Consider the following 23,696-nt stretch of genomic DNA (forward strand, 5'->3'; position numbering starts at 1 on the left):
TTTTAATGTATAAATTAAAATAGAAATTCTTACAAATTAAAGCTTATTGTATTTTTATAATATTTATTAAGTCTAATTAAATCAGAATAATTTCACACTTCAATTGATTACAAAAAATAACAAATGAGCAATACACTAAATATATCGGCAAAAAAAAATGCGCCCAGGGCGCATTTTTTACTCGAATAAAACTAAAATTATGCTTTAGTTTTACGAGCTGGTAATTTCTCACGAATACGTGCAGCTTTACCTGACAATTCACGCAGGTAGTAAAGTTTAGCACGACGAACGTCACCACGACGTTTCACTTCGATACCAGCAACGATTGGAGAGTGAGTCTGGAATACACGCTCAACACCAACACCGCTGGAAATTTTACGTACAGTAAAAGCAGAGTTTAAACCACGGTTTTTCTTCGCGATTACAACACCTTCAAAAGCCTGAAGACGCTCACGGTCACCTTCTTTTACTTTTACCTGAACGATTACTGTATCACCTGGTGCAAAAGCAGGGATATCAGATTTTAACTGTGCATTTTCTACAGCTTGAACTAAAGGATGCTTACCACTCATGGGGTATCTCCAGTATGTGCGAGTCAGAAGAGGTCTGATCATCGCTGGGTATAGAGGCTAAAGCGCATAGACCCGATTAGCTTTCCCTTTATGCCTGACCACTTCAATGCATAAAGAGCCTATTAAAAATACTCAGATTAATTCTGAGTATCTGAATCCCGAAGCCATTTTTTTTGCTGCTTCGTCAACTCCACTTTTTCAACCAGTTCAGGTCGACGTTCAAGTGTGCGCTGATAACGCTGCAAAAACCGCCATTTTTCAATATTTGCATGATGCCCAGACTTTAACACCTCAGGCACATCCAAACCTTCAAAATGATCTGGCCTGGTATATTGTGGGCAGTCCAGAAGACCATCAACAAATGAGTCCTGCACAGCTGACTGTTCATCAGACATCGTATTCGGCAAACGTCGAATAATACTGTCCAGCAGAACCATCGCAGGGAGCTCACCACCCGACAGAACGTAATCTCCAATGGACCATTCCTGATCAACATATTGCTGGATCAAACGCTCATCGACACCTTCATAACGACCACACAGTACAATCAGACCATCATATTCGACAAACTGCTGTACCGCAGGTTCATTTAAGGTTTTTCCCTGCGGTGACATATACACCACAGGAACATGAACCGCACCTGCCTGCTTTGCAAGCTCTTTAGCATGGCTGATTGCTTTGCTCAAAGGCTCAGCCATCATCACCATACCAGGACCACCACCAAATGGACGTTCATCCACTCTTTTATAGTTGCCCTCTGCAAATTCGCGGGGATTGATACAGTGAACCTGTATAATGTCCCGTTTCGCAGCACGCCCGCTAATACCGTAGGCTGTAATCGCTTCAAACATTTCAGGAAAAAGCGTTATGACTGCAAAAAACATCGCAGACTCCTCTGTTTTCCTGCTGCGTTAATTCTTTAAAATAAATTTAAGAATTAATAATCTACGCCCCAATTAACGTAAATACGACCAGCTTCAAGATCAACCCGCTGCACCACATCTTTATGCCATGGAATCATCCGCTCTTCGCTATCGACACTGTCAGGTGTTGCGTGTACCACCATAACGTCGTTAGCTCCTGTTTCAAACAGTTCGTGAATTTTACCGAGATTGACTTCCTGTTCATCATCATTCAGCCCTAACACTGTTAAGCCTTTCAGATCTGACCAGTAATACTCGTCCACGCCCGGTTGAGGCAGTTGCGACTTTGAAATCCAGATATCTGCACCAACCAGACTGTCAGCTGCAGTGCGGTCAATGACCCCTTTCAGCGCAACAACCAGGCCTTTGCCATGTGGTTTCCAGCGTTTTACATCTGTTGTTTGCCAACCTGCTTTGGTCTCAATGTACCAAGGCAGGTAGTCAAATATGTTGCTCATGGGTTCTGTATTGGAATAGACCCAGAGCCACCCATTTAATCCATATGCTGAACGTAGCTGTCCAATCTGAATCCGATCTTCGGGCACATTCTGTGTTGGTGTCATGGGCTACCTGCTGACAATTAAAAAATAATTATGCAGCAGCTGCAGCTTTTTTAGCTTCAGCAGCTAAAGAAGCAACACGTTCAGACGGTTGAGCGCCCAGAGCAACCCAGTGTGCAAAACGGTCAGCATCAAGACGAAGTTTTTCTGCTTTACCTTGAGCTGTTGGGTTGAAGAAACCGATACGTTCGATGAAACGACCGTCACGTGCATTGCGGCTATCAGTCACAATGATTTGATAGAACGGACGTTTTTTAGCACCACCGCGTGCAAGACGAATAACTACCATGATACAACCTTATAGTTTTTACGGATTATCCCTGTACCGACCATCGATACATTTCAAACCCCTTTCATAGAGGGCAATATTCTACGTGAAATTTGCCCTGAAAGAAAGATCAAAAACTGTTTATCCGCAGTTTTGAATTTATTTATCAGACCAGGCTGAACAAGTATCTGTTGCTGTTGGTGAATCTTTACCTCTGAACCAGCATTTTTGACCATTGTGATCCAAAGTTACTGCCCCATCACCTGTCTGACTATTAGCAGGTATTGCTGTCAACAGCCATGTAGTACCATTTTCTGCCCCACTGCCTAAAGCAACTCCGGCATCATCTTTCAATACAATCGTATAATTTTGCTGTGTTAAATCCGGAAAAACTGATTCCCCACCAATACCAGCAAGATCAACACCACGATAGTTACGATTAACCAACTTATAGCTGGTCAGTTTATGAGACAGTTCCATCAGATATGATTGAACTTCCGTACGTTTAACTCTTTTTACGTATTGCTGATAACTGGGATAAGCAACTGCAGTAATAATTGCAACAACTGCAACAACAATCATGAGTTCAATTAAGGTAAAACCATGACTTTTCAATTTAGGCATACTACCATCCTTCAGAATGTGTACATACTTTACTTGCAGTTGTGAGTAAGTCTTTCGTCATACATTTCACTCCTCTTGAATCTAAAAGTAATGATTCAGATTTTCTAAGCGCACTGCTTTTTCTCTGATTGGGTACAGCTAGAATTCGCCACCCCTGACCAACTGTCGCATCTTCCAGTGATGGTTTAGCTGAATCAGGTGGATTAATATCCATCACAGTAAGCTGATAATCGTATTCTACGCCAGTACTGCCATAAGGAATATTAACAACACCCTTTTGCCCACTACCAACATTCTGATTTTCCGGGATATAACCCGCATAAGTCAGTTGTTTACCACGATAGCTTTCCAGCCGCTCAGAAAGCCTCAACATTTCTGCCTGAGCCTGCGACTTTCTCGCTTTTGCTATAAAGTATTGATAACCGGGTATAGCAATTGCTGCGAGAACCGCAACAATTACTAATGTCACCATCAACTCCAACAAAGTAAAACCCTTAAAGGTATTCGACATATTCACCCCGTTATCGCTCATACCATTTAGTTGGTTTAATCTGCCTGGACTGTGAATAGTTAAATATATTCTGATCCTTCAATGTCGTATTACTGGATGGACACTTACCTACACACTGCTCTTCGGTTGCAGTAATTGAACCAACAAGCCCTGAAGTGCGGGAACCTTCAGTCGTCAGACCTAATATTGGACCTAAAATACCCTGATAATCCTGTTTCACATAAGCTGCACAGTCTGCATAAGGTGCACAGATACGGTGTGTCGTTGAAAGCCCCTGTACACCACCACCACATGCATTCGAAGTACCACCACCCAAAACTGCTTTCGAATCATAAAGATTGACGTACAGATCTTTTGATATCAGTTGTGATTCTTCAAATGACTGTGCATAAAATTTTGCAGCTTCATCACCAGTTGAACGTAAATCAAATCTCCAGCCACGATAAGTTCCCGTTGGCCCCATCGCTGCAACTGCTTTATCATCACTGATACTTCCACCACCCCAGTTATTAATCGTTGTACTGGTTTTCCCCAACACCCCCCGATCCAGCAGGTTATCGTTTGTTGCGACTGCTTTGAAAGCATTATCTGCATAGGTAGTTTTTTCAATCCCTTTAATTGCGGCATCATAATCCAGAATACCGTAAATTTTATTTCTCTTATTACTTCCCTCCAGTGGAAAACTGCGGTTCCCAGAGCCTGCAGTAACCAATACAAATCGATTTGTATTGGTCCCAAATACAGCTGTAGTCAAGCGTTCATAAAAGCGGGGAACAAACAGACTACTGCCCGAGCCCGTCCTTAAATTTGCTATACGTTTGACTCGCACCCCAACGTTTACATCAGTTGCAGTAGTGGCTTGTGCAACATTATTTAAATCCACCCGAAAAATTTGCCCACCTAAATCACCAAAATAAATCATATCAGCTAAACCATCAGCATCATAATCACGTACAACAGGCTGGCCTGTAACACTGTACAGCATTTCAGATGATGTTATTTTTTTATAACTTTCAGCAATACCGGCTGTATCAGAACTAGCCATCCAAATTAATTTACCATCTTTTGCATCAACAATATAAATTGCATTACCTTTTGTAGAAGTTGTTGGCTCAGTAAACTGTCCTGTCGGCTTCTCATATACTGAAGCATCATAACCACCACCAAAAATCAGCACCCGCTTACGCTCACCTTTCACTCGAATATCAGCAATCGTTGGTTTAGACCAGATTTGCCCCATACGGGAGAAGCCTGCCGTACCCGGTGTAATGTGGAAAAGCAGAGAAGGAGTGGATGGTGAACTGATATTTAAACCATAGAAAGCACTCCCCCCCATGCGCAGACCGCCATAAACATTCATTTTAGTAGCTTCGTATCTGGTTGTTACCGCTCCATTAGAAACAGTTGAGACCACCTTGAAGGTATTATCAGCAGTCCATGGTGCATCCACTCCATAACTGAGTGTACCGGTATCTTTAAATTCAGCATTTGCCAATGATTTCCCATCCTGGTTATCCAGAACCTCTTTAGGCACAAATACTGATTTTTCCTCACCCGTACTAGCATCAACAACGTGTAAACCACCTTCCATTGAACCATATACAACATATTCTTTACGACTGCCTACAGTATTGCCACTGCTGCTCAGTGTTACAGAGTCTGTAATCACCAATGGAGTTGAATGTACCACCCCTCCCAGATAACGGTATGGACTCGCAGGCGTGGTTGCAACAGTATTGACTTGCGCTGCCGTCAATGTAGATGCAGAAAGTGCTTTATACCCCAGATAATTCAATAAACTATAGCGCTTTGCCACACCAATATTTACAAGGTCTAAAGCAGACGGTGTCGATCCAGAATAGTCTGTCGCAAGGTTTTCTTTTGTCACCCGTCTAAGCTGTGTTCCATCCATAACAAAAACATTACGGGTGCTATCCTGCCGACTTGGTTCACTGATGACATTCAAAGTAGAAGGTACAGGAATTTTATTCCACGTTCCTCCACTATTCACCAAAGAATGATCTGTACCAATATCTGCAATTGACCATAAATCTTTAGCACTACTGTTAATAATTTGCTGATTATTTACGGTTTTATAAATTGCATTATTACTACTGTCTTTGAGTGTACCACCGACTATTTTATATTTTTTTAAATTTCCGGCCCAATTCAGTAAACCACTACCTTCCTGAGGTAAAATCATTGGGAAGAAACCTGTATCCATTACCTGGGTTTGGTCTAAAGGGTCACGAGGAACAGAAATTGAACCCAGGCTGGAAGGAGTAAAACTGACACTGACGCTGTCAACAAACTTAATAATACTGTTTTTAATATCATCTGAATTTTCGGCATAGTAGAAGCCACCATCACCATAGGCTGAACCTCCCCATAAACAAGCATTATAGGCATCCTGATTGGTATTTTTTACAGCCTCACAGTTATAACTGCCATCACCATTTTTTGGAATCCCTGCAAAGGATGAACCAAAACCAACCACTGCGGTTTTAATTTTCATATTTCCAGGGTTTTTGGTTGAATCGAGTAATTTTCTGGAATATTCGCCAATATATTCCCAACCGCCTGTCTCGCCACTAAATAAATCAGACTTTAATTTAGGTGAATCCAAACCACCTGTTGGCTTAGCTTTAAATTGATAAGAACTACTACTCAAAGTAGTATTCATAATGGTTTGTGCCATATTGTCTTTGGTTGAGTTTGGCGCACCATCGGTTAAGAAATAAATCCCATTACCGTCACAAGAACTGGTTGACCCCCCAGCCTTATACACTGACCCATTTTTAATATCATCATCATCAGTTGCAGCAAAGGCAAATCCGCCTACCATACTGTCCGTAGTACCACCCACTAAAAATGGATTGGTACGATAAGACACTACTCCTCGAATTGAATCTCCATAGGTCCAAACCGTTCCCACTACTGGTTCAACGTCCATTGGTTCATTATCAACCCGCATCCAACCATCAAATCGCCAACCAATAGGTAGGTTTTTATACACGTCCCACAAGCTATTCATGACGCCATTGGTGCCACCCAGTTTTGGATTGTTTTTAACATATGCTTTGTAAGCAGCCGAACTCACGCTATCCCACAACAGTTTTCCCGAACTATCTTGCTGTTGATTACCATTCGAATCCAATCTTGGTCTATAAATTGTGCCTGTTGCTGTATTGTTACTATATCCAGGCCAGCCACTTGGACACTGTTTAACTGTTGCCCCCAAAGTTTCAGTAGTCCCCCCTCCTAGCTCAGCACAAAGAAAATAGATTTGTCCATCATTATTACCTTGTTGCTTCACCATATAGCCATCATAAATGACCTGAACTTTACCACTATTGCTCCCACTCGTCCCTGTACCCGTCCCCATCATATATGCTCCCGCTTCAGCATAAGCATGGGTAGTCGGTGTACCACTAGAAGCTTTGGTTACATTTGGATAGTTATTACTTGATAATTTCAGGTACTCATTCTTCGTGCCATCCTCATTTGTTCTTGTGTCTAGCGATTGTATTGCCGCTATTTTTTGAGCAATTTTAATTCTTTGCGCATTACTCAATACTCTATTTGCAACCAAAATTCGCCCTGAGTGTCCATCCGTTAAACGGTTTGTTGCTGTACCAATAGTCAGTTCTGTCTTAGATGAAAACTGTCCAAGCCCCATGCTTATGTCATCACTTAGCTCATTACTGGCAAGCAAGGGTAAAATCGCATCTTTTAAGCGGGATAAACGATCATACTGAGTGACTCCCCCTTTTGAACAGCCACGAACATAATATGGAACGATGGTACTTCCAATTTTAACTTCTTTATAAAAAGAAGATTTGTCCTTTGTTGGGTTGGTTACGCCACCCTTTCCATTCACAGTAATTTGACTTCGTGTATCTATCGCATTATAAGTCCATTCCCATATATCATATGATTTTCGGTTTTTATCATATTCTTGAACTTTGATCCTGTCACACAACGAACTATCCACGTCGCCTGGACTACCCCATTGATTGGTTTTTGGCAGTACCAAGGAACTAATCCCCATACTGCCTGAAGTATCCAGCATCAGCAGAATAGAGGTCTTTCCTGTCGTATTACCTTTATACAAAGACAGGTCACTGGCATATAAGGCAGTTGTTACAGGTAAACCTGCCACTGAAACTGCCGCCATCATCTTAACCAAAGTTTTTAATTTAATCATTTTAGCGTCTCCCCTTTTGGCTTAGCTGCCGCTTCGCACTTCTGACAGGTTCACAACATATTCAGCTGTCTGGGTATTTAAAGGCATACCTAGCAGGTTTAAACATTCATGTAAAGTCTGAACTTTGACTTGTGTTGAACCATTTGCACGGTTCTTAAGTAAAGAATCATCCATCATGCGTTCTTTCAGACACGTATTCATATCGCTTATTGATACTGAGGGTGCCAGTGCAGGGGCAAATGAAGTCACTGTTACCCGTACCCGTTTAGTTTCAATATTACCTGCGTCTTTTAAATCTGTACCTTGAGCCGTCAGATCAAAACGGCCCATTTCAACAGCAGGGTCATCTGGACTCACTACAGCAACCTGGGTAACCAGCGCTTTACGACTGATTGAAAACATAGTTTCCGGATTGCATACCGCATTAATATCACCAGACTCTGCTGTAGATTTTGCCTCTTTATCTGTGGCCGATTTACGCTCGATAATACGAAAGTCCCGCAAATCAAAAAAAAGATTATTTTTAATCGTTTTGTCAGAACTCACTTCCGTTGGTTTAAAACAAAACTGCAGTTCTTTACCCTGATTACCATCCAGTAAAACCTGACCAACAGGTGTCCCTGCCAAGTTCGATGCCTCATTGTTATTAAAATTTCTTTCCAACTTGGCAAGTGCCACATCAGATGTCTGCATTAATAATGTCTGCACCTGAGCATTCGTTGCAAGCTTTAGACTGGTCAAACTATGGCGTATTGCATATAAACCTATAACACTGATTACAACCAGTAAAATAAGAACTACAATCAAAGTGGAGCCCTGCTCATGGAAATATTTTTTCATTGAATAACATCTCCTAAGCCACCGTTTCTTAAAGCAATGACTGTTGTATAAACATGACGCATATATCTGTCATCAGGAGCAGTTAAAGATTTGTCCAGAACCTGGTAGGTTGTGTTTTTAACATCAGATACTTTTTCATTTGAACGAGTCAGTATACCGAGTTTAATTCCTGTGACAGCAGGTCTGTGAGCTGGAGCTGCTGTTGTTGTATCATTATCGAGAGTCAAACCCTGATAATCATTAATTCCCATAGTTGCACTGCTGCCATCAGCATTACGGACCATCAGCTGTATCCGTAAAAACTCTACATTCTGTGCAATCATTTCGCCATCTTTACTACCATAATCAGCATCACCTGGGGCATTGACTGTTAAGACCTCTGGTGTGTCAATTTTTGTTGTTTCTGTTCCCACCGTATAAGTTTGTGAAACAGGTTCTCCTTTTGCTGTAAACAATGCATCTGAACAATATAAATCAGCACCATCTCCACTTGCTATTTTTTTTATATAATATTTTTCAACCACATACCATCCACGTGTCAGAGCCGTCAGGCTCCTGTCCGGCCCCTTTATATTACGTCCTGCACAAGTCACCATATTTTCGGGTGCCTGGTAAACAATCACCAACTGATCACTTTTAGGATAAGCTGTCACAGCACTGTCATTCTGAGCATTTTTAGAAATATAGCGGTCCCCTTCGATCAGTGTTGAACCTAGCTTCAATCCTTTTAAATTGCCATCTGGTGTCATCGCGCCACTCCCTGTTGTAGTTTGTGCGCTCAGCACAATCCCACCATAAAGAGTTTCATCATTCATTGCTCCCGCATTACCATGATTTGCAAGCCGTACACTTTTAGTCACAGCATTTAAACCAAATACGCCACTATCCTGAACTGTTGAAGCAGCATTCTGAATACGGTAATTAATCTGTCCACTGATGATCAACTGTATTACTACAGCGACCAGAATAAGACCGAGGGTCAAAGAAATCATCAGTTCAATTAAAGTAAAACCCTGCTGTAATAACTTACTCATCAATACGCCTCCAGCACTAGGCAATGTGAATCTTCAGCATACCTACCATCATCACTGTTCAAACAACGGTTCTTCTGATTTTTTGCCATAATTGTAGCTGTTGTATTATCCCACGCAGCAATCAGACATAATCTTGACTGGTTAGCGGATGTACCCACACAATCCACTACACCCAACCTGATGCCTTTATAATCAGCAATACTCTTCTGCTCAAATAAATCAGCCAATGCCTGATTATTTTCATTACAGTTTCTAGCAGAAACACACGCCGGCTGAGTTGCAGGAATTACAGCCTTATAGTCTCCGTTAGAATTCAACCTGATTCTCTCAGCCAGGCCATTGAGAATAATCAAAGCATCTGAACGGCTCAATGCTTCATCTGTTGCTGACGTTGCACGGACCTGCAAAGCAACAAACCCTAGAACAGCGATAGATAAAATAAGCATTGAAACTAAAACTTCCATCATTCCCACTCCTTTTTGAGCTTTAATGGTCGTCTTCATCAGCATACTCCTCCATCTGTCTGAGTAATAACACCAGGCCCATTAACAGTTAAAGAAACAGATTTATTCCCACTGCACAGTGTAATTGTTCCACTTACTGTAATTCCCTGCGGATTAAATATAAAATGATCCACGCTGCCACTTTTGATGGTAACCGAATCGTCAATTACAGGGCGTAGTACACTATCATCTTTTTGAGACTGAGACAGTGAGGCGTAATTTGCTATATTCGCTCCACAAGTTACTTCAGCAACTGTATCCGGACATACAACCGTAGGGCTTCTGGCTATAATTGCTCTACTTCGTCCCTGCTGAATTCCTGTTCTCATTTCCATTAAAGACAACTTCAACTTCTGATTATCCCGCATACTCTGGAACGAAGGTGCAGCCAATGCCGCTATGATCGCGAGAACAGCAATCGTCACCATTAACTCTATAAGAGTAAATCCTATCTGACCTCTTTTCTGTATGACAAATAAAGCTCTGTCCAACTCAATCACCCGAACTATTTTTCAGTTACTTATTTACAAAATAGTAACATAAATATTTTTTATAAAATCATGCATATATTTGCATTTCCAAGAACTGCTTCACACAAACCCATAAAAAATATCAGTAATTAAAATGTTCTCATCCTGCTTTAGATAAGCGGTAAATTTAATCAGACAGACAGCACATCATTTTCCCTCCCAGCCTTTCAAAAACCTGAATGCGGATAAAATATGCACAAAAAAGGACAGCTCATGCCATCCCTTTTCCATTGTTATGATTTAAACCATCCAGTTTCTCAGAATTGGATCAACTCAGTTATCCCATCCAGATGTACTGCTGAGTGAACAGCTGACCTGCCCTTTTTTCCAGGATTTATAGCCCTGATCATTCAGACAGACTTTTCCATCTCCATTCTGGATAGACGATACCGGTGTTGCCTCCAGTGTCCACCCTTTAAAATCTGAATCCACTGTCAGTGCCAATGAATAATGCGCCATATCCTGCTTCGGATATTTTGCCGGTGCGGTATAACCTGCCACTGAAAGATCTGCATTTTTATAGCTGTTATGAACAAGGTGATAAGCCTGCAATTTCTGTGCAATCAGGCTTAATTCATTCTGTAAATCCGCTCGGTTGGTTCGGACTTTGTAGTTGTTGTATGTCGGATATGCAATCGCGGCAAGAATACCGATGATTGCAATCACCACCATCATTTCAATTAAGGTAAATCCTTTGATTTTCTGATGCATTTACCATTCCTCCCGACCATTGGCAATACTGCCACAGGAGTCATAGCCAATATTGTTATAGGTTCTGTTTTTACAGCGGGTTCCCTGACTGGTCAGCAACAGTGAATAATTCTGGGCATCTTTACTTTCTGCCCGAATCAGCCACCTGTAACCCGCAATGGTACTGGTCACTTCCCCCTTACCATTTTTGACATCCTCGGCAGTCAGCGGTTTTTTTTCATCTGCATCCAGTATTTCAATGACATATTTGACTGCACTGCCTGTCGCGCCTAAAGGTAACTCAAGTTTACCCGTTGAAGATACATAATAATTCTGTGAAGGATTGGCTGCATCTGCATACAGAAAACTGGGATCAAAGCCTTTGTAAGTATAATTTTTAGCACGGTGCCGCTCGAGCTGTTCAGCAAGTTTCTGCATTTCCTGCTGCGCTGCGGACATATGTGCTTTACGTATATACGCCTGATAGCTGGGAACAGCGATTGCTGCGAGAATCGCAACAATCACCACCACCACCATCAGCTCAATCAGTGTAAAACCCCGTACAGGATGAACTATCTGCATAATCTGCTCCTTACTGCTCATACCAGCGGGCTGGGCGCAGTTTACGGGTCAATGTGTTATCAGACTTTAACTTACTGCTGCTGTCCGCACCCGTACAGTTATCACCCTGACAGGCATTGTTCAGAACAGTTCGGGTATTTGTATCGCCTGATCCTTTAGAACCCAGGGTAATACCCACGATTCCAACACCGGCATACATTTTATTTTTCGCCAGTTCTGTCTCACAGTTACCGTATGGCATACAGAATCGCTGAATAACCGTTTCACCTTTGATCCCTGCATTACAGCCCTGTACAGTTCCATCTTTTGATGAGTCATATACACTGACCAGCAACTGTTTGTTTACAGCCACTAAATCAGTCAGCACTTTCTGACTGCGTTTTTCTGAAGAAGAAAATGGATAGTACCAACCAGCATCTGTTGCTGTGACTTTGGTTACACCCGAAGCCTTTGTACGCATGGCATCTGTCAGCTCCACCAACCCTGTTTTAGTCAGGTTTTTAGTAACCAGACTTGCATTATCCAGTGAATACAGCCCTGATTTAATCACGTCCTTATCAAATACCGTATATGCACCGTCTTCTGACCAGCTCGCAGATGAACCTTCCTGCTGAAGCGGACGGCTTCGGTTACCTGAGGCAATACTGACAGCTGCCAGCATACCTGAAGCTGAATCCTTGAACAGACTGAATACAGGTACATTGTAAAAACGTGGGCTTTTACCGGCACTTTCATGCAGATTCAACATTTTGACTGCACGGGTTGCAAATGCGGTGGAGCTGCCTGCAACCTTGTTGTTGTTCAGGTCGATACGCCATAACTGCCCGCCCAGATCACCAAAGTACAGATGATCAGTCAGACCATCGCCGTTACGGTCTACCGGTTTAATGGAAGAAACCACGCTGTATTTCATATCTGTAACATTCAGCGCCTGTTCTTTAGCACCTGTATTTACAGTGCTGGCATTTGAACTTCCCCACCACAGCAGTTCACCGTTATTTGCATCAAACATATAAACCCCGGCACCCGTACCGTTGGTCTGATCATATTCGTTACATTCATAGCCTTTGTTGGTATTCAGTGTATCGGTGCAACTGACCGTGCCGCTTGCATCATATCCCCCGCCGACCAGCATCACCAGACGCGATGAACCTTCCCATTTCACACGGGTCACCACAGGCTTGGACCAGCTTTGTCCCATATACTGCAAGGCAGAAACAGTATTTGAACCTGAACTGTTAATAATCTTCTGGTTAACCGGGTCAATCTGGAATTTCAGTTCAGGCTTGCTGATATCTCCAAGATCCAGTGCATAGTAGCTTCGACCACCCATGCGCAGACCACCGTAAACCCACTGTTTACCATAGGCATAATTTGCACTGGCAGTACCATCCGCAGCCTGCGAAGCATAACTGAACTTACCTTTGCCTACTGTCAGATAACCTTCAGCTCCTGTTGGTACATACTCTGTATAAGCAGTCCACGGACCATCCACACCATACAGATAGTTCTGCGTTCCGCCTGTGGTCAGCTCTTTTTTCAGGAAGACTTTTTTCTGATCTGATTCGAGCATTTCATTAGGTACAAATGCCAGTTTTTCCTCACCCGTAGAAGCATTGACCACATGCAGCAAACCCTGATTACTGCCAAATAACAGGAAGTCTTCCCGATCATCAGTACTGATACTGGTTGTACCCACCTGAATTTTACCTTTCTGAGTCAGTAAAACTGGGTCTGAATGCATTACTGCGCCCAGCTGACGCAACTCAGGTCTGTTTTTCAGCGTTGTTAAATCAATGTCCGACGGTATTTCAGGATTGCTGACATCATAGCCAAGCAACAGCATCAGATAACCACGTAAAGGATCTGCCTTCGTAGCATCATCAGAGAAATATTTTTTATCAATTGATTTTAATGATTTATTTGTTGTACAGGTTGCACCATCGGTAGCTGCTTCACACTTACGGTTAGTAAATAATGCACGAACCGTGTCACCTTTATCATTTTCTTTCAAGAGCAGTTTATTCAGAGCACCACCCTGAAAAACAGGATGTAAAGTCAGTGTGGTATCTGTACTTGCAGATGCCCATAGGTCAGTAGCACTGTCTTTAATCAATCCTGTTTTTTCATAGATCTGCGCATTCAGTTTATCTTTGATTAAACCATCAACAATTTTGTATTTTTTCACATTTCCGAACCAGGTCGGATATGCTTTGCTGACCGTTGGCTGGAACTGAGAACTGTATGCAGAATTCTGCAGCTCGTAGGTGTTCAGAGCATCAACCGGAATGGTGACACTGCTCGCCGATGCTGCCGGAATATCTTTTGCAATAACGTTGATGAAATTATTTACACTGTCGACAATTTCCTCTACTGATAAGGCCGAATAGAAGCCCCCGCCACCCAACGCTCCCCATTTTGCAGTATTTTTAACATTATGCTTCTGTCTTGCAGATGGAATTTCAAAAAATCTTTTAGAAAAAGCAGTTCTGTCAACCTCTGCCATATAACTGTTTAAAGAAACTGTATCATTCAGATTATAGTTGGAAGTATTGGTAATATCTGAGAAATCCCGCCCCACACCTGCTACCGCTGTTTTTACACTTAAACCTGATGGATTCGATGCAGAGTTTTTTAGCGCCTCAGTAAAACGCGCAATACAAGGCCATGTTGCATTATCTTTCATCAGCCCCAGATCAGTTACAGAATTATAATTCTGTAAAGATGCACCACTGTCATTACAACTGAAAGCCCTACTGTTCTTAGATGTTCCTATAGATGAGCCATCCTCTACCAAGGCTTTTTTCATCAGACGCTCAACACCGACCCTGGCTGTATAAGTAGCTCCCTCAGTATTGACGATACTTGGTGTCCCTGCTGTCAGCACATACACACCCTGAGCATGACACTGACTTAAATTCGTTTGTGTCATCTGTTTCTGTATCAGTGCAGGGCGGTGGTATTTTTCTGCTGTCCTGGTTTTTCCACTTCCCTCTTCTGCGTAAGGGAATCCTGAATATTTGACTTCTTTTGTATCATCATTGACATAAAAATATTCAAAACCGATGATGCTGTCCCCAATTCCAGTAGTATTGTCATCACCAGGTCGGTCATTTCTCAGGTAAGAACCATCATAGTGAATGTTATCTGAAATATAGTTCTCAACAGTTGAACCAAAACCAAATTTTTCAAATTTCCAAGTCGGATTAAATAAACCTGCTGGTTTAATACAGTGCCCATATTTATCCCAGGCACCATTACATTTTGAATAATAATCTCCACCCAGTAATGTAAACTTACGACCAATAACCTTTACACCCGCACCCTTAGTTGTTGTCCCCATTAAAGCAGAAGCAGTATCCGCATAGGTACTCGCAATTGGAGAGTTGCGGTCACGCTCTCCAGAAAACAGATTGCCCAACGTATCCCAAAGTGATTCATCATCACCCGAGGTGGCATTTGCAATAGTCCGGGCCAGTAAAGCCCGCTGCTTAACCGTTCCTGTTGTTGTCACAACATCTGCATCCAGTCGTCTCGCCGGAATATTCACTTTCCCTGCAAAGGAATTATTTTCATTTCCACTTTGACTATAAGCCGAAAATGAAGACAGCCCCACAACCTTATCATCCGATAAAGCTGCAATCTGCTTATCAGGATTTCCAACCAACAGGCTGATCAGTGCAATTTTAGCCTTGGACATCCTATCATGACATTTATATTGCACCCATCCTGACCTTAACTCGCATGTCCCCTTCACATAATCCAGATAATTTTTATAACGCCCAGGAAAGAATGCCTGATTCAGGTTGTTTCCTATATTTGCAAACAGTACATCTGCTTTATTGTAGCGGCAGTAAGTTGTCTGAAATGAAATACCATTGATTGAAACCGTATCAGTTCCACCACTAAGACTCTGATTACACAAAGAATAATCTGAAAACCCATCATTTAAGGTTCCGAGCACTCCCTTCATTGCCTGAGTCTGATCCAGCATTAACATCAGAGCTACTGAACCGTCTGCACCACCCGCTCTATAGATCTCAATATCAGCTGCCTGCGCACCACTTGCACCCAGCATAAAAGCTGACCCCAGCATCGCCCTGTACAGCACTTTCATTTTATTTGTTTTCATGTCATCACCCAGTTTTTGTTTTAATGTCTGTATTTGTGTGCCCTGCCTGGAATGTCAGGAGCTGAACCCCGTCACATAGTTATATTCGGCAACCTGTGTGCTGTATGGCACTTCCAGTGCTTCAAGGCATTTCGACACTGTATTTTCTGTCGGATTTGTCACTGTGCTCATATTGCCTGTCAGGCAACCCCTGATCTGTTGCATGGATGCGGCACCCAGCCCAGGCAGTACAGAAGTGACATATACGGTAAAACGATCATTGCTGTCTGTTTTTGCAGAAACCGCATCTGTTCCAGTACCAAAGTTTTCAAATGGTGTATCTGTTGCTGATGCACGGCGGATAGCGACCTGTGTCAGTACTGCCCGACGGTTACTGGTAAAATGATTGTCTGTAGTTGAAGTCGGATCACAGTATCCACTCATCCCCAGACTGCTGTTTTTAATGGTGCTGCCATCCTTATAAATCATGCTGGCAGTGTTGATATCAAAAAATACTTTTTTACCTTCCCTGAAGCAGAACACCAGTTCTTTACCCTGATTTTCAGGGCGACGAATAAATCCCAGCAATCCTGCTGAAGTGGAAAACTCCCCAAGACGGTCTGGTTTTTCCAAAGAAAGCATGACTGCATCAGAACCCTGTCGCAAAAGATCATCGACCTGGCTGTTCATCGAAAGCTGCAATGACGTGATACTTTGCCGGATCGCCAGCACACCAATCACCAGTATCAGTGACAGGATGAACAGCACAACAACAAGTGCCGCCCCACGCTGATGTTGAAAATGATTTTGATGCTTCATTATTCAGCCTCCCCCAGTGCATTACGCATTGCTACGGTCTGCGTCGTGACTTTCCTTAAATAGTTGGTATCTGCTGTTTTCAGCTTGAGATCTTCCTGATCCAGCACTGTAAATTTTTCAATATCTTTCAGATCAATATTTTTGCCTGAACTGTTCTGAGCACGTACCACAAAACCTAAGCGTACACTTCTGATCTGAGGTTTAACTGCAGTGGCATTTGCCATGAGATCGTTATAGCCTTTAACGGTCAGATAACGCATATTGCCAGGAGCTGCATACCCCCCCTCAGAAACACCCAGCAGAACATGAAAATGATCCACGCGACGCAGCACAATTTCACCCTGCCCCAGCAGTTTTCCTGTCACGATCACCGGTGAAAATGTCTTTTTATCAGCCGAGCTGCTTTCTGCTGTTCTTGCCGCTTCTATAGACTGCAGGCTGTAACGTCCTGCTGCACATGCCAGAGAAAGCGGATCATTTGGCTCTGTGTCGCTGCCATCATTGTCTCTGCGCAGAAAATAACGCTGAATGATATAAGTCCGGTCTGCAATATTCTGTAAGGTGATCTTTTCACCGGAACAGTCGTAACCGACAACAGTTGCCTTTTCAGCTTCAGATAATCCTGTGTCACGGTTTTTCATGGCATTGAATTCTTCATCTGAATACAGCGTCTGAATTGCCTTAAACTGAATGGTCAGCTGATCACTGCTGACATTACCTCCCATATTGGAAATACCCGTCCAGCTGTTGGCTGCTGTGGTCAGTGCTGTTTCATTGCCACGTGTCATATACCCGACATCAAAACCTTCACCCAGTGTTCCACCTGCTGCGGTCGCCAGATATTTCGTCACATTGTTCTGAGATAAAATGACACCACCCTGCGCCATATTTCCATCTGCGACAGCAGAGAGCGCCCCTAGATTGGCTTTCCGGATATCCCTGGCAATATATTCCAGTCCAAAATTCCCAGAATCCTGCATATCTCCCATGGCTTTCTGAACAGCAAGACTGCTTTGACTGGTCAGAAACAGCTGAATTGCAACTGCTGTAATCACAAGGCCAATCGCAAGTGCAATCATCATTTCAACAAGGGTCAAACCCTTCTGTTCCGCTCTTATTTTTATTGTTTTCATTGGTAGGTCTCCATAATGACGCATTTCGCCGTTGGCAGATAAATTCCACCCTTGGTGCATGCCTGTCTATCTGAAGTACTTTCAATCGGTTTGGTTTTTCCCCATGCCACATAAATGCAGTAACGGTCCTTGCCCGCTGCAGTGTCACATTTCGGCATTTTGATCTGAAGTCCAAGCTGCTCTGCTTTGGACTGAATATCACTGACATCATAAGCTGCCATATCTGTACTGCTGCATTTCTGGGTTCCCAGACATTTGGTCACCGTTGCAGCAGAAGCAGCATTTAACCCCGATGCATAGGACGCTAATGCAAACTGATTTGCCCGAATCCGCTCACCAAGCTCTTTAGCGAGACCCATTGCCTGAGTCCTGACCAGAGCTTCGCCACCGGCATCGACAGCACGATACTGTAGTGCAATAAAACCGAGCACACCTATGGAAAGCAGCAGTAATGCCACAAGCACTTCCATCATGCCCGCACCCTGTTGATTGAATGATTGCTTCATACACTGCCACCTTCTGTTCCGCACCAGAACAGCCCTGTTAATATTATTATTTCTTTCATTTTTCTGATTTGATGTTCTGACCCACTCAGCACCTGCTGATCTGATCTTTTATGTTTCTGTAATTTTTATTCAGCCATCACTGACTGCCGTTTTTATTTGCTTCACTGTCTGAATAATCAGTTCTGTACTGCCCCCTTAAACAGTTACAACCCCATACCAGTGACTGAATCCACTCGCACAATCACATTCTGTGCAGCAGTTCATCATATTGTTTATTAAAGATTAATACTTTTGGATGTAATTTAAACACAATCACAGATGATCGGTATAAAAAAACGGATGAAATCCAGAAGGAATCATCCGCTAAATCAACCACAAATGTGATGCAATATGCTTTTTAGTGCGACTGCTCAGTTTTATGCCTGTGTAACAACAGGAATCCGCAGTTCTTTGGGTAAGCTGAAAGTAATATTTTCTTCCCGACCATTCAGTTCCTGTGGCGCAGTTGCCCCCCAGTCCTGCAAACGCTGAATCACCTGTTTAATCAGAATTTCAGGCGCAGATGCCCCTGCCGTCACCCCAATTTTAGAATCCTGATTAAACCAGGACTGTTCAAGCTGATCTGCATTATCCACCAGGTAAGCATGTTTCCCCATGCGTTCTGCCAGTTCACGTAAACGGTTCGAGTTGGATGAATTTGGCGAACCCACCACCAGTACAACATCACACTGCTCAGCCAGATCACGGACTGCATCCTGACGGTTCTGGGTTGCGTAGCAAATGTCGTCTTTACGGGGACCCTGAATTTTAGGAAAACGTAATCTTAAAGCATCAATCACTTTAGCCGTATCATCAATGGACAGTGTTGTCTGAGTCACAAACGCAACTTTTTCAGGATTGATGACCGCGAGGGCTGCAACATCTTCTTCATCTTCCACCAGGTAAATATGACCGCCCTTTTTTTTGTCATACTGCCCCATTGTACCCTCTACCTCAGGGTGCCCTTCATGACCGATCAGAATGGCTTCTGTTCCCTCACGGGCATATTTAGTCACTTCTATATGCACCTTGGTCACCAGTGGACAGGTTGCATCAAACACTTTCAGACCACGGCGTTCAGCTTCCTGCTGCACCGCTTTTGAAACACCGTGCGCACTGAAAATCACAATATTGTCATCCGGTACTTCATCCAGTTCATCCACAAAAACAGCACCGCGCTGACGCAGATCATCCACAACAAATTTGTTGTGAACCACTTCATGCCGGACATAAATAGGCGGATGAAAACATTCAAGCGCTCGGTTGACGATCGCAATTGCACGGTCTACACCTGCACAAAAACCACGTGGATTGGCCAATACAATTTCCATAGGATCCTCAGTGTTCACTTAAATTCAAGGATAAAACCAGAATTTTTTCAAACAAAATGACGTTTGCTATTTTGTTTGAATCCTGTCTGCTCTAAAATAGAGAAGATATTTTATCATATCAGGAAAAATATCATGTCGGGTCTCTTGTTTGTCGTTTCTGCTGCATCAGGAACAGGCAAAACATCCCTCGTAAAAGCGCTGCTTGAACGTGTCAACAATCTGCACGTTTCAGTTTCCCACACTACCCGAGGTCAACGTCCTGGTGAACTGGACGGTGTCCACTACCATTTCAGTAAAAAAGAAGATTTTCTTGCCCTGGTTGAACAGGGTGGTTTTATTGAACATGCGGAAGTTTTTGGAAACTATTACGGTACTGCACAGGCAACCGTAAAAGAACAGCTTGCAAAAGGTCATGATGTACTGCTTGAAATTGACTGGCAGGGCGCACAGCAGGTCCGCAAACTTTTTCCTGAATCCATCCAGATTTTTATTCTTCCGCCAAGCCAGTTTGACCTGCGCCAGCGTCTGTCCAACCGTGGCACAGATACTGTTGAAGTGATTGAACACCGTTTAAGCTGTGCCGTTGAAGACATGCAGCAGTATACCAATTTTGACTATGTCATTATTAATGATGACTTCAACAAAGCACTGCATGATCTTGAGTCACTGATTACTGCCAACCGACTGACCATGCCGCAGCAGGCTGAACGTCATGAAGAACTGATCAGAAAGCTGATTACACCCGTTGCGCAAAAGTGATTAAAACTTGAGTCTGAAGACAAAGCATTTTATACTGCGCAGTCTGTTTTAAAAATTACCATTCGAACGAGAACTTTATGGCACGCGTAACCGTTGAAGATTGTTTAGACCATGTAGACAACCGCTTTGAGCTTGTACTGGTTGCAAGCAAACGTGCGCGTCAGCTTGCACGTCAGGGTATTGAGCCAACTGTTGAGTGGGACAATGACAAACCTACAGTTGTAGCATTACGTGAAATTGCAGCAGGTCATGTTTCCAAAGATATCCTGAAACAGCGTGAACAGGACTATCAGACTTCAAGTCTTGATCTTGCTTTATCAGCAAATAATCTGAATCTTGATGGTTTTTCTTTCCAGTAAGAAAGTAACCTGAAAAAAAGCCTGGTTTTTACCAGGCTTTTTTATGTTCTGAACTTTAATATTTTCTCAATAACCGTTATAACAGTAGATATTCATATTTATTGCTGGTCTGACAGCTTTCATTTTCTGAAATGAACAGTCTGACAGGTCGGGCAATCTGCTTTTCTGAGGAAAGGCAGCCAACCATCTTCTGTTAACAGTAATTGTGTAAAAGGTGTTTTATGCCAGGCTCAGAGGTCAGCCAAGCCAAGCAACAGCTCAAAATCATTATCGATGCTTACATGGATCAAAGCGATATCGAGCGCGTTCTTGTGGCCTGCGATTATGCTGATCTTGCCCATGACGGGATTACCCGTAAAAGTGGCGAACCCTATATTTTACATCCAATTGCGGTCAGCAGTATTCTTGCGCATATGCGGCTTGATCCTGAAACCCTGATGGCAGCGCTGCTGCATGATGTCATTGAAGACACTGATTTCAGCAAAGATGACATCACTGAAAAATTTGGTAAAACAGTCGCAGAACTGGTGGATGGCGTAACCAAACTCAGCCATTCAAGTGATAAAGAATATAACAAAGCCGCATCGTTCAGAAAAATTTTACAGGCGACCTTACAGGATCCACGTGTCATTATTATTAAACTGGCTGACCGCTATCATAATATGACCACCCTGGGGGCATTACGTCCTGACAAGCGTGCCCGGATTGCACAGGAAACCTTTGATGTTTTTGTACCTATGGCACGACTGGTCGGTATGAATGAAATGGCAGATAACCTGGAGCATCTGTGCTACCAGAATCTGGATCTGGATATGTTCAACAATGTTCAGGAAGCCCTGCTTCAGACCAAACCCAAACGCTGTGAATACCAGACCAAATGGGAAAACAACCTCACTGCCCTGCTTCAACAGAACCAGATTGCCGGTCGTATCAAAAAGAAAAACAACAATATTGAGCTTTTAAGACACTTCGTCAAAAATGACATTGATTTACAGGAACTGACGCACAGTCACGCCTTTGAAATTATTTTACAGAGCATTGCTGACTGTGACCGCCTCGCTGAAATACTCGCTGAACATTTTCAGGTTCTGCATTACGAAGATCACATCCGTAAACCACTGCCTGGCGGCAACCAGTCCCTCATGATGCGCCTGAAAGGTGAAAAAACCACACTTTCACTGACCATACAGACTGAACTGATGCGTAAAGCTGCCCGTTTTGGTGTCGTACTTGGTGAAAATGCACCGCAGGCCTGTCGCTCTGCAATTCAGGCATCCATGCAGAATCTGAATATCCTGATTGATGACCAGTGTGCCAAAACCACATTCAGTGATCTGCTGGACTACCTGCATCAGGAAAAAATCTGGGTGTATACCCCACATGGGCACCTGCACGAACTCCCACAGGGAGCAACAGCCGTCGATTTTGCATATTCTGCAAGCCTGTTCCTGGGAAACCACGCCGTCGGTGCCAAAATCAATGGTGAAACCAAACCATTATCCACTCCTCTGCTGAGTGGTCAGGTGGTGGAAATCATTACCGATGTTCTGGCAACGCCAAATCCAGACTGGCTGAGTTTCGTCAACACGCAGAAAGCCCGTCGCGCCCTTCAGAATATTCTGCGTGATCAGGACATTGAAGAACAGCGTCTGATTGGACAGCAGGCACTGAGCCGCGCACTTAAGCTGTTCAACCGCTCCATTAAAGACCTGAGTGATGATGATTGGACCGATCTGCTGCAATGGCGTCATGTCGAATCACGTGATCAGCTGTTTGAACAGATTGCTGTCGGTGATTTACTCCCTCAGTTGGTTGCCAATCACCTGTATTCTCAGGATCAGACCCAGGAAGAACATGTCTCTGATCGACTGATTCAGGGTACTGAAGGTGTGGATGTCAAATATGCACACTGCTGCAACCCTGTACTGGGTGACCCGATTCAGGGACATCTGTCACGCAGAGGTCTGATTGTACACCGCGCGCGCTGTCACAATCTGCTGCACGAACAGCATCTGCACCCTGAAAACATCATGCCTCTGCAATGGACATCCGAAGATGTGGATGATGTCAGCTTCACGGCATATCTCAGCATTGATATGGAAATGAATGACGAACAGATTTCTGACCTGATCTACCAGTGCCGTAAAGCAAAAACCGGTGTGGAAATGGTTCGTAACCATGAAGGCAAAACCTATGTCAACGTGGTGGTCAACAACCGTAAACAGATTGCCCGTATTATCCGTGACCTGCGAATGCATTACGGCTTCCCAAGAATTACCCGCCTTGCCCTGCCACTGAATATTTCAGAGACCTCAAAAGCGAGTTGATCACTTAAAACGATAGTACTTCTGCATGCCCATAGCTTCGACTATGATGTATGCAGACGAAAAAAGGAGAAAGCGATGTCCCGTCAGGTAATCCATACTGAAAATGCACCAGCAGCTATTGGTACATATTCACAAGCCATTCTGGTTGGCAACACTCTGTACCTTTCAGGTCAGATTGGACTTGACCCATACAGCATGGAACTGGTAGAGGGGATTGAAGCGCAGATCCGACGTGTTTTTGATAATTTAAAAGCCGTATGTGAAGCAGCAGGTGGTTCTCTGGCTGATATTGTAAAACTGAATATTTTCCTGACCGATCTGTCTCATTTTCAGCTGGTCAATCAGATTATGGGCGAATATTTTGCTCAGCCTTATCCTGCACGTGCAGCACTGGGTGTTGCAAGTCTGCCTAAAGGCGCACTGGTTGAAATGGATGGCATTGTTATTATTAATCAATAACATAAATCC

At 43.3% G+C, this 23,696-nt stretch carries 22 protein-coding genes; 4 read left to right on the forward strand and 18 right to left on the reverse strand.

Features of this window, described 5'->3' with window-relative positions; all coding sequences use genetic code 11:
* Positions 1-197 precede the first annotated feature (197 nt).
* From rplS to ispH, 18 genes are all read right to left on the reverse strand, one after another.
* Positions 198-572: a 50S ribosomal protein L19 gene (gene rplS / locus CDG60_RS16455; protein WP_087512175.1), complete on the reverse strand. Its 375-nt coding sequence runs from the start codon at positions 570-572 to the stop codon at positions 198-200.
* Between the two features lie 137 nt (positions 573-709).
* Positions 710-1,456 (reverse strand): tRNA (guanosine(37)-N1)-methyltransferase TrmD, encoded by a 747-nt coding sequence (gene trmD, locus CDG60_RS16460; protein WP_087512174.1) that lies wholly within the window; start codon positions 1,454-1,456, stop codon positions 710-712.
* Between the two features lie 53 nt (positions 1,457-1,509).
* On the reverse strand, positions 1,510-2,058 hold the full coding sequence (gene rimM / locus CDG60_RS16465; protein ID WP_087512173.1) for a ribosome maturation factor RimM: 549 nt from the start codon (positions 2,056-2,058) through the stop codon (positions 1,510-1,512).
* Between the two features lie 28 nt (positions 2,059-2,086).
* Positions 2,087-2,344 (reverse strand): 30S ribosomal protein S16, encoded by a 258-nt coding sequence (gene rpsP, locus CDG60_RS16470; protein ID WP_087512172.1) that lies wholly within the window; start codon positions 2,342-2,344, stop codon positions 2,087-2,089.
* 138 nt (positions 2,345-2,482) lie between these two features.
* Positions 2,483-2,947 (reverse strand): type IV pilin protein, encoded by a 465-nt coding sequence (locus CDG60_RS16475; RefSeq protein ID WP_087512171.1) that lies wholly within the window; start codon positions 2,945-2,947, stop codon positions 2,483-2,485.
* A 1-nt stretch (position 2,948) separates the two neighbouring features.
* Positions 2,949-3,458, reverse strand: coding sequence for a type IV pilin protein (locus CDG60_RS16480; protein ID WP_087512208.1), 510 nt, complete (start codon positions 3,456-3,458; stop codon positions 2,949-2,951).
* A gap of 10 nt (positions 3,459-3,468) precedes the next feature.
* Complete coding sequence (locus tag CDG60_RS16485) at positions 3,469-7,665, reverse strand: pilus assembly protein (protein ID WP_227542895.1); 4,197 nt, start codon at positions 7,663-7,665, stop codon at positions 3,469-3,471.
* A gap of 21 nt (positions 7,666-7,686) precedes the next feature.
* The gene (locus CDG60_RS16490) at positions 7,687-8,505 is read right to left on the reverse strand and encodes a PilX N-terminal domain-containing pilus assembly protein (RefSeq protein WP_087512170.1); all 819 of its coding nucleotides are present in this window, start codon (positions 8,503-8,505) and stop codon (positions 7,687-7,689) included.
* Complete coding sequence (locus CDG60_RS16495) at positions 8,502-9,539, reverse strand: PilW family protein (RefSeq protein ID WP_087512169.1); 1,038 nt, start codon at positions 9,537-9,539, stop codon at positions 8,502-8,504. The genes CDG60_RS16490 and CDG60_RS16495 overlap by 4 nt, the downstream gene beginning before the upstream one ends.
* Positions 9,539-10,042 carry a type IV pilus modification protein PilV gene (gene pilV, locus CDG60_RS16500; protein WP_227542896.1) on the reverse strand — a complete coding sequence of 168 codons (504 nt, stop codon included), beginning with the start codon at positions 10,040-10,042 and terminating at the stop codon, positions 9,539-9,541. The genes CDG60_RS16495 and pilV (CDG60_RS16500) overlap by 1 nt, the downstream gene beginning before the upstream one ends.
* Positions 10,042-10,533, reverse strand: a complete 492-nt coding sequence (locus CDG60_RS16505) for a GspH/FimT family pseudopilin (protein ID WP_227542897.1) — start codon at positions 10,531-10,533, stop codon at positions 10,042-10,044. Before CDG60_RS16505 ends, pilV (CDG60_RS16500) begins: the two co-directional genes overlap by 1 nt.
* A 312-nt stretch (positions 10,534-10,845) precedes the next feature.
* A complete protein-coding gene (locus CDG60_RS16510) occupies positions 10,846-11,283 on the reverse strand; it encodes a type IV pilin protein (RefSeq protein ID WP_087512167.1) in 438 nt (145 codons plus the stop codon).
* Positions 11,284-11,844: a type IV pilin protein gene (locus CDG60_RS16515; protein WP_087512205.1), complete on the reverse strand. Its 561-nt coding sequence runs from the start codon at positions 11,842-11,844 to the stop codon at positions 11,284-11,286.
* Positions 11,845-11,854: 10 nt separating this feature from the next.
* A complete protein-coding gene (locus CDG60_RS16520) occupies positions 11,855-15,976 on the reverse strand; it encodes a pilus assembly protein (protein WP_087512166.1) in 4,122 nt (1,373 codons plus the stop codon).
* 54 nt (positions 15,977-16,030) lie between these two features.
* Positions 16,031-16,774: a pilus assembly PilX family protein gene (locus CDG60_RS16525; protein ID WP_087512165.1), complete on the reverse strand. Its 744-nt coding sequence runs from the start codon at positions 16,772-16,774 to the stop codon at positions 16,031-16,033.
* Positions 16,774-17,907: a PilW family protein gene (locus CDG60_RS16530; protein WP_160117087.1), complete on the reverse strand. Its 1,134-nt coding sequence runs from the start codon at positions 17,905-17,907 to the stop codon at positions 16,774-16,776. The genes CDG60_RS16525 and CDG60_RS16530 overlap by 1 nt, the downstream gene beginning before the upstream one ends.
* The gene (pilV, locus tag CDG60_RS16535) at positions 17,904-18,413 is read right to left on the reverse strand and encodes a type IV pilus modification protein PilV (protein WP_087512163.1); all 510 of its coding nucleotides are present in this window, start codon (positions 18,411-18,413) and stop codon (positions 17,904-17,906) included. The genes CDG60_RS16530 and pilV (CDG60_RS16535) overlap by 4 nt, the downstream gene beginning before the upstream one ends.
* A gap of 416 nt (positions 18,414-18,829) precedes the next feature.
* Entirely contained in the window at positions 18,830-19,783 is a 954-nt protein-coding gene (gene ispH / locus CDG60_RS16540) for a 4-hydroxy-3-methylbut-2-enyl diphosphate reductase (RefSeq protein WP_087512162.1), read from the reverse strand.
* Between the two features lie 132 nt (positions 19,784-19,915).
* Here ispH and gmk point away from each other — a divergent pair, with 132 nt between their 5' ends.
* The 4 genes from gmk to ridA all read left to right on the forward strand — a co-directional run bounded on the left by gmk (position 19,916) and on the right by ridA (position 23,687).
* A complete protein-coding gene (gmk, locus tag CDG60_RS16545) occupies positions 19,916-20,542 on the forward strand; it encodes a guanylate kinase (protein WP_087512161.1) in 627 nt (208 codons plus the stop codon).
* Between the two features lie 77 nt (positions 20,543-20,619).
* Positions 20,620-20,901: a DNA-directed RNA polymerase subunit omega gene (gene rpoZ, locus CDG60_RS16550; protein WP_067762989.1), complete on the forward strand. Its 282-nt coding sequence runs from the start codon at positions 20,620-20,622 to the stop codon at positions 20,899-20,901.
* Between the two features lie 221 nt (positions 20,902-21,122).
* The gene (locus CDG60_RS16555; protein ID WP_087512160.1) at positions 21,123-23,228 is read left to right on the forward strand and encodes a RelA/SpoT family protein; all 2,106 of its coding nucleotides are present in this window, start codon (positions 21,123-21,125) and stop codon (positions 23,226-23,228) included.
* Positions 23,229-23,303: 75 nt separating this feature from the next.
* The gene (ridA, locus tag CDG60_RS16560; RefSeq protein ID WP_087512159.1) at positions 23,304-23,687 is read left to right on the forward strand and encodes a deaminase RidA; all 384 of its coding nucleotides are present in this window, start codon (positions 23,304-23,306) and stop codon (positions 23,685-23,687) included.
* The last annotated feature ends 9 nt before the right edge of the window (positions 23,688-23,696 follow it).

Source organism: Acinetobacter chinensis (genome assembly GCF_002165375.2).
Taxonomy (GTDB): domain Bacteria; phylum Pseudomonadota; class Gammaproteobacteria; order Pseudomonadales; family Moraxellaceae; genus Acinetobacter; species Acinetobacter chinensis.

What these genes read in the sequence shown, in the direction of transcription:
- rplS (WP_087512175.1), bottom strand. Translation starts at nt 572, where the DNA reads ATGAGTGGTAAGCATCCTTTAGTTCAAGCTGTAGAAAATGCACAGTTA.
- trmD (WP_087512174.1), bottom strand. Translation starts at nt 1,456, where the DNA reads ATGTTTTTTGCAGTCATAACGCTTTTTCCTGAAATGTTTGAAGCGATT.
- rimM (WP_087512173.1), bottom strand. Translation starts at nt 2,058, where the DNA reads ATGACACCAACACAGAATGTGCCCGAAGATCGGATTCAGATTGGACAG.
- rpsP (WP_087512172.1), bottom strand. Translation starts at nt 2,344, where the DNA reads ATGGTAGTTATTCGTCTTGCACGCGGTGGTGCTAAAAAACGTCCGTTC.
- CDG60_RS16475 (WP_087512171.1), bottom strand. Translation starts at nt 2,947, where the DNA reads ATGCCTAAATTGAAAAGTCATGGTTTTACCTTAATTGAACTCATGATT.
- CDG60_RS16480 (WP_087512208.1), bottom strand. Translation starts at nt 3,458, where the DNA reads ATGTCGAATACCTTTAAGGGTTTTACTTTGTTGGAGTTGATGGTGACA.
- CDG60_RS16485 (WP_227542895.1), bottom strand. Translation starts at nt 7,665, where the DNA reads ATGATTAAATTAAAAACTTTGGTTAAGATGATGGCGGCAGTTTCAGTG.
- CDG60_RS16490 (WP_087512170.1), bottom strand. Translation starts at nt 8,505, where the DNA reads ATGAAAAAATATTTCCATGAGCAGGGCTCCACTTTGATTGTAGTTCTT.
- CDG60_RS16495 (WP_087512169.1), bottom strand. Translation starts at nt 9,539, where the DNA reads ATGAGTAAGTTATTACAGCAGGGTTTTACTTTAATTGAACTGATGATT.
- pilV (WP_227542896.1), bottom strand. Translation starts at nt 10,042, where the DNA reads ATGAAGACGACCATTAAAGCTCAAAAAGGAGTGGGAATGATGGAAGTT.
- CDG60_RS16510 (WP_087512167.1), bottom strand. Translation starts at nt 11,283, where the DNA reads ATGCATCAGAAAATCAAAGGATTTACCTTAATTGAAATGATGGTGGTG.
- CDG60_RS16515 (WP_087512205.1), bottom strand. Translation starts at nt 11,844, where the DNA reads ATGCAGATAGTTCATCCTGTACGGGGTTTTACACTGATTGAGCTGATG.
- CDG60_RS16520 (WP_087512166.1), bottom strand. Translation starts at nt 15,976, where the DNA reads ATGAAAACAAATAAAATGAAAGTGCTGTACAGGGCGATGCTGGGGTCA.
- CDG60_RS16525 (WP_087512165.1), bottom strand. Translation starts at nt 16,774, where the DNA reads ATGAAGCATCAAAATCATTTTCAACATCAGCGTGGGGCGGCACTTGTT.
- CDG60_RS16530 (WP_160117087.1), bottom strand. Translation starts at nt 17,907, where the DNA reads ATGAAAACAATAAAAATAAGAGCGGAACAGAAGGGTTTGACCCTTGTT.
- pilV (WP_087512163.1), bottom strand. Translation starts at nt 18,413, where the DNA reads ATGAAGCAATCATTCAATCAACAGGGTGCGGGCATGATGGAAGTGCTT.
- ispH (WP_087512162.1), bottom strand. Translation starts at nt 19,783, where the DNA reads ATGGAAATTGTATTGGCCAATCCACGTGGTTTTTGTGCAGGTGTAGAC.
- gmk (WP_087512161.1), top strand. Translation starts at nt 19,916, where the DNA reads ATGTCGGGTCTCTTGTTTGTCGTTTCTGCTGCATCAGGAACAGGCAAA.
- rpoZ (WP_067762989.1), top strand. Translation starts at nt 20,620, where the DNA reads ATGGCACGCGTAACCGTTGAAGATTGTTTAGACCATGTAGACAACCGC.
- CDG60_RS16555 (WP_087512160.1), top strand. Translation starts at nt 21,123, where the DNA reads ATGCCAGGCTCAGAGGTCAGCCAAGCCAAGCAACAGCTCAAAATCATT.
- ridA (WP_087512159.1), top strand. Translation starts at nt 23,304, where the DNA reads ATGTCCCGTCAGGTAATCCATACTGAAAATGCACCAGCAGCTATTGGT.